The sequence below is a fragment of the uncultured Olsenella sp. genome, assembly GCF_959602185.1.
GTDB lineage: Bacteria > Actinomycetota > Coriobacteriia > Coriobacteriales > Atopobiaceae > Olsenella_I > Olsenella_I phocaeensis.
On record NZ_CAUGRZ010000003.1, the window covers coordinates 99,944 to 115,512 of the forward strand.

Sequence of the window (15,569 nt, forward strand, 5' to 3'; positions counted from 1 at the left end):
CACTTCCCCAGCGGACCACAGCTGTCGTCTGCCACCTCAGCTGCGGTTTTGTCCTGTGCGCTATGGACAGAACTCCCCCACAAAATCGGCAGCTTGATAAGTTTACATGCCCGGAGCGCCTTTCACAATCTCTTCGCAGAAGTTTTTGGAGCTTCTAGCTGGCGCTTTGTCTACCACTGCCTCGGGCGTATCCATGACAGGGCGAACCTTGGAACTGCGGGTGAGAGATGACGGCCATCTTTCGGGCCGCGGCTCCGTTGGCCAAGGGCGTCCAACGGAGCCGCGCGCAAAGTCTTCGAAGGAAAGCGCAACTATTTAGCAGCCAGCTTCCGACGGGTGCCAACAAGGACAAGCCCGATGAGCGCAAGAGCTGCCACGGACGCACCGATGAGCCTCACCGCCGTCGTCCCCACCCCACCAGTCTTGGGAAGCACGAAGCCAGACGAGGAGTTCGTCACCGTGATGGTGCCAGTCTTGATGCCACCGTTATTGGAGTACGAGACAGTGTAGCCGTTGGGTGCACCAACCTCCTCAATGGTGTAGTAGTAGGGATGACCTGCGGAGTCGTTTGAATCGAGGCCATCCCAGTCGTGAGTCCATTGGTTGTTGGTGTTGAGCGTAATAGGACTTCCTACCGCCTCTTTGTTGGTGAGGGTGTTGTTGGGCTTCGTGTAATCGGCTATCTTCGCCACGGGATTGTTCTCGTCATGCGTATTCTGGACCACCACCTCAGTGTCACTCGTGATGTTATCAATCACAATGGGCGGATCGATGCGGCCGTTTGAATCAACGGTCACGGACCTTGCGAGCGCACCGTTGACGTACACGTCAAGGGTCATGCCATTCCAGACATTCCCCATACCAAGCGTGACAGAAGTGCCCTTCTTGACGGTCTCCTGGAGGTGCGTCTCCGGCTTATAGCCCGGATTCGTCTCGTTGCCCTTACTTACGATGTTGATCGTGCAGCTGTCGCTAGGATCTGCAGTCTGTATCTGCCGATAGAGCTGGACCTGCACGCTCGCACCCTCCGGCGCGCTTACCGGTGCACCACTCACGTTTGCCCACACCTTTTTGGCAGTGACACGTGTGTAGGTGTTGGGGATGTACATGATGCCGCCAACGTTCCTGAAGATCGTCACCTGACTCTGCTGCACGTTAGCACTGGCCGCGCCGGAAGCATTGTACGAGGAGTTGGCGTTATTGCCGTTGTCCATCCAGATGAAGTAGTGGGGCGTGGTGTCGAGCTTGTAACCGGGCAGCGCCTTTGTCTCCGAAAGGCGATAGAGCGTGTTGGTCGTGAGTGGCGGCTGCGCAACCGCGAGGTCCCACCTGATCTTGCCATCCTGATCGACTGTCAGGGTTTCGTCCTTGGTTACCCAGCCCCCATTCTGCCAGTACTCCAGCTTGAACTCAGTGCCTGGTAGAACCTTCTTATAGTTGTCGCTGTCGACCTTGTAGATGCTTATTGCCTTCTTCACGGCCGTGGCAGAGGAGCTGGACTCTTTCAGCACCGTATTCTGCTCGGCCGACCACTTGCCGTTGAGCGACGCTTTGTTGTCGATCTTCGTGTTGCCGCCAAAGGTCTGATCGAGGGTGTACTCATACGTGAGCACGCAGGCGAGGCTGTCGGGGACAGACACCGTTATCTTGCTGGTGGCAACGTCGTACTGCAGGGTATAGCGGCTGCTGTCAATCTCTGCCCCCAGATGGTGCTCTGCCGAGCTGTCGTACGCATAGAGCTTGACCTTCGAGATGTCCAGCACGGGGTTGTAGCTTCCGGCGTTGCTCAGCTGGTCGGTGAGCTCCAGCGTGTCAGAGCTGGGGTCAAGGTCATCCGCCTTGGGATTGATGTCAACGTAGTACCTGATGGTGCCCGAAGGTGCGACCGTTGGGTTGCCGGCAGCATCGGTCTTGACGGGATTGCCGTCCTTGTCCAGCTGCTCGCCCGTCTTGCTGATGTTCTTCACATCGTGCGTGACCTTGGTGTTGGTCGTGGAGTAGTGCCCATTCCAGTCTGCCGAGTTGGTGTAGGTCTTGCTGGCGTTCTTGGGGTCAGCCCATGTCGGGTCGCCGGCGATGGAGACCTTGTAGGTCACCGCTATCAGCGTCCTGGAGTTGAAGTACTTGTAGTTGGGAATCTTTATCTGGAGGTGGGTGGTGCCATCGGCGTTTGTCGACGTCGTGTATGAAAGCTTCTGGTTGCCGTTGAGGTCGCTCTTCTGGTCACCCCATCCGCCGTTATCCGAGTATTCGCCACCACCGTCGGCACTATCCCTGAAGACCGCCTTAATGGAACTCTCGTCGAGCGTCTGGCCGGACGGCAGGTCATCGTTGATGACGATATTCCCCTCATCCGCCTTGGTGGTGTTGAGCAGGAGCCGGTAGGTGAGGATGCCGTTCACGTCGTCATAGTCCACGTTCGCATCCCCGCTGGCGTACGCGTCGGTCCCGCTCGCCGTCTTGTGCCCCGTGTAGACCTGTTTGTCGAACTTCTTCGGCGTCTTGTGCTCGTGCGTGGCCTCGGAGACCTTGCCCTGGCACTCGCCCTTGTTCTTGATGGCCCAAGTCGAACCCTCCGCCGCACCCGACGCGTCGGTATAGGTGACATAGTTGTCAATCTTGAGGTTTTGGGCCTCGATGCTCTGACCGACAGCAGGCGTGACCGTCACCTTGAAGCGCTTGACATGCGTCGTGGTATCGGTGGCGGGGACCTCACTACCATTCGCGTCGTAGTAGGTGACGGATATCTTCAGCTTGTCGGTGTATTCGCGCTCGCTCTCGTAGTAGGAGTTCCAGTAGGTCTTCTGGCCGGCGCCCTTGTACAGGTAGGAGTTGTAGCCGTCCACGTTCAGGGAGAGATGGTCCACCAGACTCGCCTCCAGGTCGGCGGCAAGGGCGTAGTGGCTGTCAGGCCCCAGGTCGCTGCCATCGCCGTCCTGGGCGTTCTCGATGGTGTCCACGTACTCGAACGTCGAGAGGCTCCCCTCGGGAACCGTCACGTTGGTGCTCCACGTGTTGCGGTAGAGGCCGCCGTCCTTCTCAGTCTCGCCCCCAAAGGACTTGCTCACGTCCCAGGTGCGGTGCTGGATGTCCACGATGCCCGTGTCGCTCTGGTTCTTGCCGTCGGGCGGGTACAGGTACGCCGTGTTGCTTGTCTCGCCGTCAGTGGACGGCACGTCCGCCCAGAAGCCGATGTAGTAGCTTGCCGTCTTCTGCGCGTCGGTCAGGTTGGACGGGAAGGTGAAGTCGATGTATGTGCCTCCGGCCCCTCCGCCCTCGGCCGTGTAGTCGCTTTCCTCGCTCCAAACCTTAAATCCGCCCGTCATAGGATACGGAAGGCTGTCGACAACACGCCATCCCGAAATGTCCTTGTGGTTGGGGTTCACCTTGATGCGCCACAGTACCTTGCCAGTATTCTTGTCGTACGTGGTGGCGTATTTTCTGATGTCCTTGGTCCACTCAATGCTGTGCCAGTCCCAAGAGTTGTGTGGGCCGCTCGTGGAGCCCGCGGAGTTGGCGACCTTTCCCGCCTCGCTCGTGGCACCGCCGATGTCGGTCGCATAGGTGATGACGTACTTCTCGCCGGCGCCCAGTGCCGGCAGGTTGGAGACCGTGAACTGTGGGTCACTCCCACCCGTCCACGTCACGTTGTAGTTGTATGGGTTCCAGGAGCCCTGGACCAGCGTGGTCTCCCCACCGTTCGCGTCGACCTTCACGACCTTGAGCGAGCTCTGGTCGTAGGAGTAGGTGACGCCTGACGTGCTGTTGTACTTGTCCCACTTGTCCGTGACGGAGACGGGCTCACCTGTGCCCTTGTTGGTGGTGACGGTGACCGTGTAACTCGCCTTGGTGCGGTCGTTATTGGCGAAGGAGCCCGTCTTCTTGGTGGTGATGTCGTGGGAGTCCTGCACGGGCGTGACGACGGTGATGGGAGTGCTCGCGCCACCAAAGTTGATGGTGCCGGACGACCCGCCGCTCGTATTTGAGACCATCCCGTGGAAGTTGAGGGTGCCCTGGACGGCGCCACCGCCCTGAGCGAAGGCCTGGTCGTACATGATGGTTACCTTGCCGTCGGTGTCGATGGCGTAGTCGCCGACCTCCTTGCCGCCAGAGGTGACGCGGCCGTTCTGGACGGAGTCGGGCTTCAGCCCATTGGGCAGCTGGTAGCTGATCGTTCGGTTCGTCTCGGTCACCACGCCGGCCGGGATGTTGTAGCTCAGCGCCACCCTCACGCTGTCACCGTCACTGAACTGGGTGGCGGGCGTCCAGGTGCCGTTCACGAGCTTCTCGACCCTCGTGTCCCCCGTGATGTACGGGGTGAGGTCCGTGCCGAGACCGTTGCCGGAGTCTCGGCGGGGTGCCTTGGTCACGCGGCTGGGCGCCGATGTCGCGGAATCGGAGTCGCCACCAATCCCGTTGTCTGCAACTGAGGGCGCGACGTCACTTGCAGCCCCCGCCCCTACCACCTGGTCGAGCTGCGCGGTGGGGACAGATGCCTTCTTGACGTCAAGAGAGACGACGTCGTTGAGCCGCACGTGCGCAAGTCCGTCCGCATCTGTCCTGAGCGCGCTGAAGCCAAAGTCGAGGTCCACGAAGGCACCCAGCCTCGCTGCGGTAACAGCAGCCTCCGCATCGGTCGCGTCCCTTCCGACGTTCTTGGTGACACTCGCGGCGTCGAACTCTATCGTCAGAACGCCGTCTTTCACGTTTGCAGAGCCGATGACAACCGCATCCGTCTCGTCCCCCTTCGAGACGGTATCCGCTGCATAGACGGGAATCTTGTCATATGCCGCAGAACTCGTATCAAGCGACACGTTGTCAGGCAGCTTGTACTGGAGCGCGGCACCATCCTTGAGGGCGCCCTCCGGCAACTCGAAAGCAAGGCGCAGCCTGAGGTCGGAGTTCCCGTCCAGCGCATCCGACCCGTCCGTCTTGACCCATGCATCCTCGCCCTCGCCGTGATCCCTGAAGAAGAGCGCGGAGTCCTTTGTGATGGCGGACGAAAGGGTCGTGCCACCCGTCAGAGCCATCGCGGGGTTCATGAGCATGAAGCAGGAAACGGCAACGACAACGGACGCCATCACCCCGACGACCCAGCGCCATGCACGACGCCCACGATTGTCCCTTAGCATGGTCGTCACGTTGTCTAGTAGCGTGCTCATAGTCAGCTCCAACCCATCCAACTGGCTCCACCGCGTGGATTTCTCCGAGACTTCTCCCTCGCTAAGAGGTCTCGGAGCAGCCCACCCAATGCCTCTCGCCAAACGCACCCTCGTAGTACACGAGCAAGTCGAAGTCGTCGTCAAAGTCAGACTTCGTCGTGCCCGAGCTTGCCACCTCGTACGTCCTAACAAGACCATCTACCCCGGTAAAGGTAACCGCATCACCATCGCCGAGACCACCTATTCGCCCAATGCCACCTTGATAGGAGGACCCGCAAACGACCAGCTCTCCATCACGACTGCCGACCTGGCATGGCACGAGACTCGCGTCGCTTCCCACCGCACCCACTGGCACGTCAAGCCCTACAGCCCTCGCAGACAGTCGCCCGATGACATCCATTCCCAGCAACTCCCGGGCGGGCAGCTCGTGGTCCTGATCCTTTCCCGTGACTGTCCCGGATGCGTCACCCCCACCTGGCTTTTCAAGCTCACTCAGGATGCCAGAGCATAGTTCTGCGCTCTTCCGTGCCCCGGCCTGCCTTGCCATGAACGACGCGGCTAGCACGGCTCCTGCCAGGGCCAGCAAAGTGACCCCAACGCGCGTCCAGGGAATGTGGCGGCCACCAGCCCTCCGAACAGGCGCCATATTAGGAACCATCCCCATCACGCCTCTTGTACACACCCACAACGATGCAGGTCAGGCCAACGAGCAGAATCCCCCCGACCAAGGGGAGGTTGAGCGGGTCTCCCGTCTTGGGAAGCCTGCCCGGACCCTTGGGCGTGGTTGGCGTGTGGCTGTTAGTGACCATGAAGGTCGACGTTCTGACGGGCCCATCATCACTGCGTGATACCGTTGCCGAGGAGCTGATGGAGCAGGTGTACCCGCCAAGCGTATCGGTGACCTCGCGAACGGACCAATCGCCCTTGCCCTCCCAGGCGTAGGACCAGTCGTTGCTGGAATTGAGCTCCACGGTGTTATAGAGACGTGTTCCATCGAAGATTTGGACAGTGACTGATGACGGACGCGTTCCGCGGGAGTCTCCCTTCCACAGCTTTATTACCTTATTCTCGAAGTGCTCAACTGACACCTTGTCCACCTTGTCAGCTCTGACGGTGCGCGCGTATGCATAAGTGCCATCCGCTTTCATTGCCGGAACGCTTATCAGGTACGGTTTCGAGATATACGTCGTTCCGTCAACTGTCGTGGTGTCAGCAGTGATGAGATACATGCCCGGCTTCAGGCCGGTCAAGCTGGCACTGCCGGACGCCGCCACCGCACTTGTGCTCTCGAAGCCAGATGCGCCAGCGACAACATAGCCGCTATATGTCTGGGCAATGGCCTCCAGAGTTGCTGCGCTTGTCTCGTCCGTGAGGTCTGCGGGGTCATAACCTGATGCAGAGACTGCCCCTGCCAATGCGGGAACCGCAGAAAGCTTGCCGTCGGCACCCATGGACGCCACGCGATACGCCGTGAACCTCTGTCCTTCCGCCTTGCAATCGCTCAGCGTGATGGTGCATGACGCATCGGTATCGACCACCCCAGCCGCATATGTCCGCGCAGGCAGCAAGAGCCCCACAACACAGGCCAAAAATAGAAGGGCAAGCGCACGAAGCCCACGCACCTCGTGCCTGCGCATGATGTCGTCCTTCAACTTTCTGCCCTTCCTTTCCTATCTGCCCGCCCCGCGCTCCGAGTACCCCGCGCAAGCGACCGGTTCCGTACGAGGCCCACGACCAAGACCACCCCGAGCACCGCTACCGAAAATACCGTGGCGACGAGCAGCGGGCCAATGCGCTCTGCGTCAGCGGTGACGTCCGTGACCGACTCATTGGGCACCCTATGCCCACGTACGAGCAGCCGGTGGGTATTGACCCCATAGGGAGTGCATGTAACGAGCGTGCAGTAGTCCTGTCCGTCGTCAATTGCAAGGTCTTCCAGCTGGTCGGGTAGGACAGTCCTGATCTGGTCCACCTGGTAGGTCAACGTCTGATCCACCACGTGCAACGTGAACAGGTCACCCTCCTCGAGTTGGTCTATATCTGTAAACAAACGCGCCGACGGAAGTCCGCGGTGGCCAGAGATCACGGTGTGCGTGCCCTCCCCACCAACAGGAAGCGAGGAGCCCGGAATGTGTCCTATGGCAACTTGCAGGATGGTGTCATCGATACCGTGATAGATGGGCAGGTTCACCCCTATCCTGGGAATCTTGATATAGCCCATGATTCCCGTACCGGTGACATCTAGGATGCTCCCGTACTCCTCACGCTCCTCGTCGCTTAGGTTGAAGCGTCCCTCTCCATGAGAGAGGGCTTCGTTGTATGCGACGGCAGCATCCCACAGCTCCTTGTTCCGCTCTGGCGAGTTGTCCTTGACGGCCTCCTCGTATGTCGCAATCGCCTGCGTCTGATGCATGTCGTTCCACCAGTCACTGACGCTGGGGTAGAGCAGCAAGCCGATGCCGACCATAAGCGCCATGACCAGAAGCGCCTCTGGAAGTCTCTTCCTCAGTCCCGACACATCGTCTCGCTCACTGCATCTTCTTTCCCTGTTCCGCAATGCACCCCGCCTCGCGGAGTGAGGCCGGACTGGCCCCACTCCGCGAGCGAGAGAAGCTAAAGGTCCTACGCCTCGAAGCCGTTGGTGCGACGGCGGATGGCCAGGCCTGCGCCAGCGGCGACAACCAGCAGGCCGCCGACTACATAGAGCACGGTGGTGCCCATGCCGCCCGTGGAGGGCAGGGTGGAGCCAGACTTGTTGATGACCGTGGTGGTGATGGTGCCGGCAGTCGTGTCGACATTTGCCTTCTGGCCGCTGGTGCCCAGGTCAATCTCGCCCGTAGTCGCCTGACCGTTGATGCTGGTCAGCTTCTTGCCAGAGTCATCCTTGACGGAAGTGACAGTGAACTTAATCGGAGCGATGGTGTTGTAGCCGGTCGGGGTCTTGGTCTCGGTCAGCGTGTACTCGCCGTCGTCGAGGCCAGTGAAGTTGAACTGCGTCCCGCTCTCGGCGGTGGTGACGGCGATGGTCTTAGAGGAGCCGTCCTTCATCGTCTTCGTCAGGGTGAACTCAGCGCCGGCGAGCGGCTTGCCGGGGGTGGAATCGTCGACCTTGTTAACGACGACCTTGTAGGTGAACACGATGACGGTGTCCTCGGGGGTCTTGCCATGGTGCTGCTCGTTGTTGGAGTCGTTGGAGAACTCGATGTTGCTGGAGTTGACGTTGCCCGCGGAGCCGATGTTGGCACCGGTGAGCAGCTCGGAGGTGTACTCGACCGTCACCGCGGAACCGGCATGAGCGTCGGTCTGCTTGAGGTCGGTAAAGACAACGTCGAACCCGGTGGAGGTAACGTTAACGGAGTACTTGCTGGAATCGACAGTGTTGCCGTCGATCTTCACGACGACGTCCTTGGGGTCACCGAGCTGGCTCTTGTTGTACGTATCATGGAACGCGAAGTAGTAAGGCTTCGTGTAGCTGGCGTAGTCGGAGGCCACGGTGCCGGTCAGCTTGAACGGCACGGCATCGCCGATGTCGTAGTCGGCCGTGTTCTGCCAATCGCTGGTGACACCGGTGGTGTCGTTCGTATCCTTGACTTCCTTCTTGGAGGTCGTAGTGGTGTCCTTAGCGGTCACCGCGGTATCGCCCACAACCTGCAGCATGTACTTGGAGTACGTGTCGTTGGTCAGCGACTCAGTGACGTCCTTGATGAAGTAGTAACCGTCGCCGGTCACGGCAATCTCGCCGTTGTTGGAGGCGACCTTCGTCGTGGACAGGTTAGCCGCGATGACCTTGGCCAGCGCCTCGGCGTCGGCGGACTTGTCGGTTATGCCGCTCATGGCCGCCGCAGCGGTCACGGCATCGGTCGCGCTCGTGAACTTGGAGCCGATGGTAGCGTCGTTCTTAAGGGCGGCCAGCAGTGCGTCGCCGTTGACGCCGGAGCCCCACGTGATGTTCTGGAGCTGCTTGCTACCACTATCGTACGTGCCCGTAAACACCTGGTAGGCCTCATAGGAGTGCGTGTCGACCTGACCAGAGGGCTCGCTCACCGTGATGGTGTGCGGAGTTGTCGTATCCGCGAACGCCTTGGCGGGCACCAGGGCCATCACCATGACGAGGGCGGCAAGGGCTACGAGGATGCCCCCCCCTGCAAACTTTTTGCTCAGACTGCTCATGTGAACCTTCCTTCTCTCGTGCCGCTTCCCTGCACTTGCCTACCTTGTACGTGCAACCATGGGGTTGCTGAATCGGGTAGTCGTCCTAAGGATCCTGACCCTTTGCTTCGCTCAACGCCACTCTTTCCTTCAGACTTCCTTGAATATGATACCGATACCATACCGTAATTGTGCAAAGATAGTTGCCCGAATCGCTTTGCAGGACCTAAGTCATTCCATGGTGCCAAACGACGCAGGAGGCCACACGCGAAGAACGAGCTTGCCCGCCACTTGGTCTGAGGATATGCAGCCCACCTGTGACGTGCGCGAATCCACCGACATGCTTCGATGGTCTCCCATGACGAAGTACTTGCCCTCGGGCACCTGATAGGGAAGCGGGATGTCGCATTGGCCCAGGCTCTTGGTACCGGGTCGAAGGTAGCCCTCATCCAGCTCCTGGCCATTGACGCTCACGATGCCATCTTGGTCGATGTTCACCCAATCCCCCTCTCTGGCAATAACTCGTTTTACGAGAACCTTGTTGTTGTAGCTAAATGCCATGAGGTCCCCGACGTGCAGGTCGCCACCCTTGACCGCAAGGACAACATCGCCTTCCGAGAGCGTGGGTGTCATCGAGTCACCAAAGATTCTGAACAGCGGAAACGCAAGCAGCGACCCCAAGACTGACACCGCAAATACCGTAGCAAGGGCCGCAACCGTATTCTTTGCTACCCTGCCCCTTCCACGCTGACGTTGCACGCGCTCGTACTCGTGCTGAACCTGAGCTATGGTCGGAAGCTTCTTGTCAGAGGAAGCGACATGCAGGTGCATGGCCCGCCCGTGACGGGGGGGACGTGTGGGACGCATGCCTGCGCCGCTACCGCCTGCCACATGCTCATCCATCGCTCCGCCTCCCCCCGGCATCACTTGCCTCCACGACACCGCCTCCCGTTTTGACCGCCCCTCCTGGATGAACAGGCATGCCGATATTCCGTTTGTATATATCTATTGCATGCTGCGCATCCTGAAAAACGCCCGCCAACCTCAACGATGCCTCCGCAAGGGATTCCGAGTCTGCCACGACGATGTCATACTCCCTAAGCCTTTGCTCTGATTCGGCAAGCTGGCAGCGCAAGCGTTCGTTTTCTTCCATGGCGCCCTTGAGCAACTGAAGCAGCTGAAGGCGGTCAAGCCTTCTCAAATCCAACTCCTGCAGGTCGTTGGAGCCATCAAGTTCATGCTCGCCCTTCGGTGCCCCACCAAAAATTCCTCTCAGGATGCTGCGCCGCAAAATGGCCCTACGACCATGCGCTGGCCCACTCGTGGGGCGAGTAACCGATGGGCTCTTGTCACTCATGCCTTCGTTGCTCCGAACGTTCGAAACCACCCCGTGAGCAGGCCCCATCTCGAAGCCCCTTCCGAATGGTTTGGCGGTGCTACCACGTGCGATTAAAGTACGCTTGGCGCCATGCCGAATGACATGCCGATTGATGGCGTTGGAAGCTCACCTTCAGTTACTCTCGGATAACCGATAACAGTTTTTTGCCATATTCGGCTGCTGTCTTGTGGAATTATACGCGTCAATTCCGTGAGTGGTACCTATTAATCGACAGATGAACCGCTCCCAGCTTTCGCGACGACCCCATCGCACGCAATTGTTTCTTGCCCACCACCGTCTCGGACGTACCCATAGGAGTCGTAGACGGGTGCCTTGGGAGGCGTGCAAGCGTGGGGCACAGCAATCTTGTTCTTTTCTCGCCTACTGCTGGGTATTTGGCGTCATTCTCACCCGATAAAGAACGCGCCAGCCCCCATGGGATCATCCGCCGCGTCCGGGTGACACCCCAAAGGACATCCGCTGCGTCCGGGTGACACCCGCATCCAGCCGGCACCCCACTGCCAACAGTCGTGCGGCGTTCTTTACTCTACCCCATCTGCGTCATTTCCCGAACCCATACGACTTCGGAACATCCAGGGGCTTTTTCGCGCATCCGTCGTTCTTTACGCCGCGATATCCACTGCGAGTCACCAAAACACTCCAGTAGAGAACGCCTATTGACGTACCGGACGAGTATTTGTTCTTTACTGACCCTGAATGGGCGGATAATGCAACTAATACAGCGTAAAGAACAGCCGAGATCTTTGTATGACCATCACTACCTGCTAATTTTCGCACATATCAGACTGCCGCAAGTCTGGTGCCAGCTCACTTTTTATTTATATCATTCGCTCGTCGCGCTCCGGGGACAATAACTGGTACGACAGGTCCAGCGAAGGGGAGGGGCGGGGGTGCGCTACGTCTGCAGTCACGAAGATGCCATATGGTATTGGTACCGTTACCGCGACAGCGGGCTCGACCGCGCGCCTCGGCTCGCTCGCCCCTCGCTCGACGGCACCTCTTCGGCCCGTTCCGAGCTTCGGCGGCTTGGACTGGAAAGGCATGGTGTCACACCCTGCCCCGCGTTCCTGTTGGGCGAGACGTCATGCAGCGGAGGAGAGTCGGGGGTCACGCGACAGATTCTTGTCTCGCAGACGACAAGCAACCACCCGTCGTCTGCGTTCTATCCACATCGCTGGCACGGACCTCTCCCCGCTGGATTCCTCGTGCAGATTGGAGACGGACTGTTCGTCTGCACACCGGAGCTTGCGTTTTTACAAATGGCGAATGCTTTGGACGACGTGAGCCTCATTCGGCTGGCTTGCGTGCTCTGCGCTAAATACGCGCTCGATGCCAAGGCGCTCACGTCGAGGGAGGCCCAGATTTCTCCCGCCGCCACCGGCCTCTCCTCCGCCTATGAGGGAACGATTGGCTCGCGGCAACCCATGACCTGCGTCACGAGGCTCCGGAAGCTTCTCGATTGCTGCGAATCTCACCATGGGAGGCCACGGGCGACGAAGGCGCTGGCCCTCTGCGGAGAAAACGCAGCATCTCCCCGGGAGGTCGAGATGCTCTTTCTGGCAACGCTACCCAAACGTCTAGGTGGCTTCGGCGTGGGTGGGGCGGTAATGAACGCGCGCGTCACGCCAAGCTCACGCGATGCAGCCCTACTCGACCGTAGTGACAGGCAATATGCAGACATCGACCTCTACTGGCCTGCAGCAAAGGTGGGAATCGAGTATCAGGGCCGATATCACGAGGACACTCTATCCGAGGACCGAAGGAGGCTCAACATGCTTACGAGCATGGGGCTGAGGGTCTTGCAGGTGGACAACCAGCAGCTTCTGAATGTGTCGACGTTCATGGGCACGATGGCACAGGTTCGCCGGATGTGCGGGAAGGCTGACCTGAACACCAGCACGAGCTGGCTTGTGCGGCATGACGAGCTGAGAAGGAGGCTGCTGGGCGCAGGCAAGATGCGCCTATAAGCCGAAGTCGGTGGCGATGGTTCGCACCGGGCTTGGTTGAGGGCTGTTCTCAACTGCCATAGCCCTCGCCCTTCATCGCCGTCGTGCGTTGTAAAGAACATCCATGGGCGAGGATGGGAAATCGGCTGTTCTTTACGGCGCTCGTTTTGCCGCAGCGTAAGACTGAACTACGAGAAAAGAACATCCAGGCTGCCAGAGAGTCGAAAAACGTTCCTTACCAGGGGGGCTGCGGCGACGAAGAGGTGTTCCAAGCGAGAAAAGAACGCACCCAGAAGGTGGCGGGCACCTCGCCCCCCGAGTAGCTGCGGCCACGCGATAACGTCACCGCGGCCACGCGACGGGCGAGAGACGCAAGAAGGGACCCGGCCGAAGCCGAGCCCCCTTGCAAGTCATCTTGCGACCGAGCTAAGCCCTAGAGCTTGATCTCGATGTCCACGCCAGCGGGAAGGTCGAGGCGCATGAGCGAGTCGACGGTCGAGGAGCTGGGGTCGAGGATGTCGATGAGGCGCTTGTGGGTGCGCATCTCGAACTCCTCACGGGAGTCCTTGTCCTTGTGGGGCGAGCGGATGACCGTGTAAAGGTTGCGCTCGGTGGGCAGGGGGATGGGGCCGGACACGCGGGCGCCGGTCTTCTGGGCGGTGTCCACGATGAGCTTGGCGGACTGGTCCACTACCTCGTGATCGTAGCCCTTGAGGCGAATCCTGATCTTCTGGCTTGACACTTCAAATACCTCCATCGAATAGCGGCTGCGAGTTGCTCGCGCTGCCATTGGCTACTTTGCTTACGAGGCGCTTCCGCCGTTCTTGCTGACGATCTCCTCGCGGACGTTCTTGGGAACGGGCTCGTAGGAGTCGAACTGCATGGTGTAGGAAGCGCGGCCCTGGGTCTGGGAGCGCAGGTCGGTGGCGTAGCCGAACATCTCGCCCAGGGGCACCTTGGCCCTGATGAGCTTGGTGTTGGCACGGTCCTCCATGCCCTCGATCTTGCCGCGGCGACCGCTCAGGTTGCCCATGACGTCGCCCATGTACTGCTCGGGCGTCTCGACCACGACGGACTCGACGGGCTCGAGGAGCACGGGGTCGGACTTGGCGAGGGCGTTCTTAATCGCCATGGAGCCGGCGATCTTGAAGGCGGCCTCGGAGGAGTCGACCTCGTGGTAGGAGCCGTCGACCAGGGTGACCTTCACGTCCTGGACGGGGTAGCCGGCGATGACGCCGGTCTCCAGAGCCTCCTGGATGCCCTTGTCCACAGAGGGGATGTACTCCTTGGGGATGGAGCCGCCGACGGTGGCGTCGACGAACTCGTAGCCGAAGCCGGCCTCCATGGGCTCCAGGTCGATGATAGCGTCGCCGTACTGGCCGCGGCCGCCGGACTGGCGGACGAACTTGCCCTGCACGTGCTGCACGGCCTTGCCGGCGGTCTCGCGGTAGGCGACCTGGGGCTTGCCCACGTTGCACTCGACGTGGAACTCGCGGCGCAGGCGGTCGACGATGATCTCGAGGTGCAGCTCGCCCATGCCGGCGATGATGGTCTGGCCGGTCTCGTGGTCGGTGTGCACCTGGAAGGTCGGGTCCTCCTCGGCGAGCTTGGCCAGGCCCACGGACATCTTGTCCTGCTCGGCCTTGGACTTGGGCTCGACCGCGACGTCGATGACGGGCGCGGCGAACTCGATGGACTCGAGCACGATGGCGTGCTTCTCGTCGCAGAGGGTGTCGCCGGTGGAGGTGTTCTTCAGGCCGACGCAGGCAACGATGTCTCCGGCGGAGCACTCCTCGCGGTCGACGCGGTCGTTGGCGTTCATCTCGAGGATGCGGCCCAGGCGCTCGCGGTTGTCCTTGACCGAGTTGTAGACGTAGCTACCGGACTCGGCCTGGCCGGAGTACACGCGAATGTAGGTGAGCTTGCCGACGAAGGGGTCGGTCATGATCTTGAAGGCGAGGGCGGAGAAGGGCTCCTTGGGGTCCGCGTGACGGACCTCGTCCTCGCCCTTCAGGTTCTTGCCGTCGATCTCGGTGACGTCGAGGGGGCTGGGCAGGTAGTCCACGACGGCGTCGAGGAGCTCCTGGATGCCCTTGTTCTTGTAGGCGGAGCCCACGAAGACGGGGTTCATCTCGCCGGCGAGGACGCCCTTGCGGATGGCGCCCTTGAGCTGGTCGACGGAGATCTCCTCCTCCATGAGGATGGCCTCCATGAGCGCGTCGTCGAAGTTGGCGGCGGCGTCGAGGAGCTCCTCGCGCTTCTCGGCCGCGAGCTCGGCGAACTCGTCGGGGATGGAGTCCATGACCTCGGGATAGATCATTCCCTTGGCGTCCTCCTTGAAGTCCCAGGCTTCCATGGTGACGAGGTCGATGAGGCCCCAGAAGTTGGACTCGGCCCCCATGGGAATCTGGGCGGCCACGGCGGCGGCGCCCAGGCGGTCCTTCATGGTCTCGATGGCGTGGAAGAAGTCGGCGCCAACGCGGTCGTACTTGTTGATGAAGGCGATGCGGGGCACGCCGTAGTTGGCGGCCTGGCGCCACACGGTCTCGGACTGGGGCTGGACGCCTGCGACGGCGTCGAAGACGGCGACGGCACCGTCGAGGACGCGCAGGCAGCGCTCGACCTCGGCCGTGAAGTCGACGTGGCCCGGGGTGTCGATGATCTGGATGACGTGGTCCTTCCAGAAGCAGGTGGTGGCGGCGGAGGTGATGGTCACGCCGCGCTCCTGCTCCTGAACCATCCAGTCCATGGTGGCCGCACCGTCGTGGACCTCGCCGATCTTGTGGGTCTTGCCGGTGTAGTAGAGGATGCGCTCGGTAGTGGTGGTCTTGCCCGCGTCGATGTGGGCCATGATGCCGATGTTGCGCAGGTCTTCGAGCTTGTACTTAACTTTCGCCATTTCGCTACTTCCTC

The 15,569-nt window shown here is 60.4% G+C and carries 10 protein-coding genes; 1 reads left to right on the forward strand and 9 read right to left on the reverse strand.

Annotated features, from left to right (window positions below; all coding sequences use genetic code 11):
* Positions 1–311 precede the first annotated feature (311 nt).
* The 7 genes from Q5923_RS03350 to Q5923_RS03380 all read right to left on the reverse strand — a co-directional run bounded on the left by Q5923_RS03350 (position 312) and on the right by Q5923_RS03380 (position 10,668).
* Entirely contained in the window at positions 312–5,162 is a 4,851-nt protein-coding gene (locus tag Q5923_RS03350; protein WP_303132145.1) for a Cna B-type domain-containing protein, read from the reverse strand.
* A gap of 61 nt (positions 5,163–5,223) precedes the next feature.
* Positions 5,224–5,727, reverse strand: coding sequence for a hypothetical protein (locus Q5923_RS03355; RefSeq protein WP_303132147.1), 504 nt, complete (start codon positions 5,725–5,727; stop codon positions 5,224–5,226).
* An 82-nt stretch (positions 5,728–5,809) separates the two neighbouring features.
* On the reverse strand, positions 5,810–6,814 hold the full coding sequence (locus tag Q5923_RS03360) for a Cna B-type domain-containing protein (protein ID WP_303132149.1): 1,005 nt from the start codon (positions 6,812–6,814) through the stop codon (positions 5,810–5,812).
* The gene (locus tag Q5923_RS03365) at positions 6,811–7,680 is read right to left on the reverse strand and encodes a class C sortase (protein ID WP_303132150.1); all 870 of its coding nucleotides are present in this window, start codon (positions 7,678–7,680) and stop codon (positions 6,811–6,813) included. The genes Q5923_RS03360 and Q5923_RS03365 overlap by 4 nt, the downstream gene beginning before the upstream one ends.
* Positions 7,681–7,784: 104 nt before the next feature.
* Positions 7,785–9,332 carry a SpaA isopeptide-forming pilin-related protein gene (locus tag Q5923_RS03370; protein ID WP_303132151.1) on the reverse strand — a complete coding sequence of 516 codons (1,548 nt, stop codon included), beginning with the start codon at positions 9,330–9,332 and terminating at the stop codon, positions 7,785–7,787.
* Between the two features lie 210 nt (positions 9,333–9,542).
* Entirely contained in the window at positions 9,543–10,214 is a 672-nt protein-coding gene (gene lepB, locus Q5923_RS03375; protein WP_200781417.1) for a signal peptidase I, read from the reverse strand.
* Entirely contained in the window at positions 10,207–10,668 is a 462-nt protein-coding gene (locus Q5923_RS03380; RefSeq protein WP_303132154.1) for a hypothetical protein, read from the reverse strand. Before Q5923_RS03380 ends, lepB begins: the two co-directional genes overlap by 8 nt.
* Before the next feature lie 932 nt (positions 10,669–11,600).
* Here Q5923_RS03380 and Q5923_RS03385 point away from each other — a divergent pair.
* Complete coding sequence (locus tag Q5923_RS03385) at positions 11,601–12,677, forward strand: DUF559 domain-containing protein (RefSeq protein ID WP_303132156.1); 1,077 nt, start codon at positions 11,601–11,603, stop codon at positions 12,675–12,677.
* Between the two features lie 412 nt (positions 12,678–13,089).
* Here the strand turns inward: Q5923_RS03385 and rpsJ are convergent, their stop codons facing one another.
* Positions 13,090–13,398, reverse strand: a complete 309-nt coding sequence (gene rpsJ / locus Q5923_RS03390; protein WP_009278409.1) for a 30S ribosomal protein S10 — start codon at positions 13,396–13,398, stop codon at positions 13,090–13,092.
* Positions 13,399–13,458: 60 nt separating this feature from the next.
* Positions 13,459–15,555, reverse strand: a complete 2,097-nt coding sequence (gene fusA / locus Q5923_RS03395) for an elongation factor G (protein ID WP_303132159.1) — start codon at positions 15,553–15,555, stop codon at positions 13,459–13,461.
* Positions 15,556–15,569 lie beyond the last annotated feature (14 nt).

Coding starts and splice junctions, on each gene's coding strand:
- Q5923_RS03350 (WP_303132145.1), bottom strand. CDS start 5,162: ATGAGCACGCTACTAGACAACGTGACGACCATGCTAAGGGACAATCGT.
- Q5923_RS03370 (WP_303132151.1), bottom strand. CDS start 9,332: ATGAGCAGTCTGAGCAAAAAGTTTGCAGGGGGGGGCATCCTCGTAGCC.
- lepB (WP_200781417.1), bottom strand. CDS start 10,214: ATGGATGAGCATGTGGCAGGCGGTAGCGGCGCAGGCATGCGTCCCACA.
- Q5923_RS03380 (WP_303132154.1), bottom strand. CDS start 10,668: ATGAGTGACAAGAGCCCATCGGTTACTCGCCCCACGAGTGGGCCAGCG.
- fusA (WP_303132159.1), bottom strand. CDS start 15,555: ATGGCGAAAGTTAAGTACAAGCTCGAAGACCTGCGCAACATCGGCATC.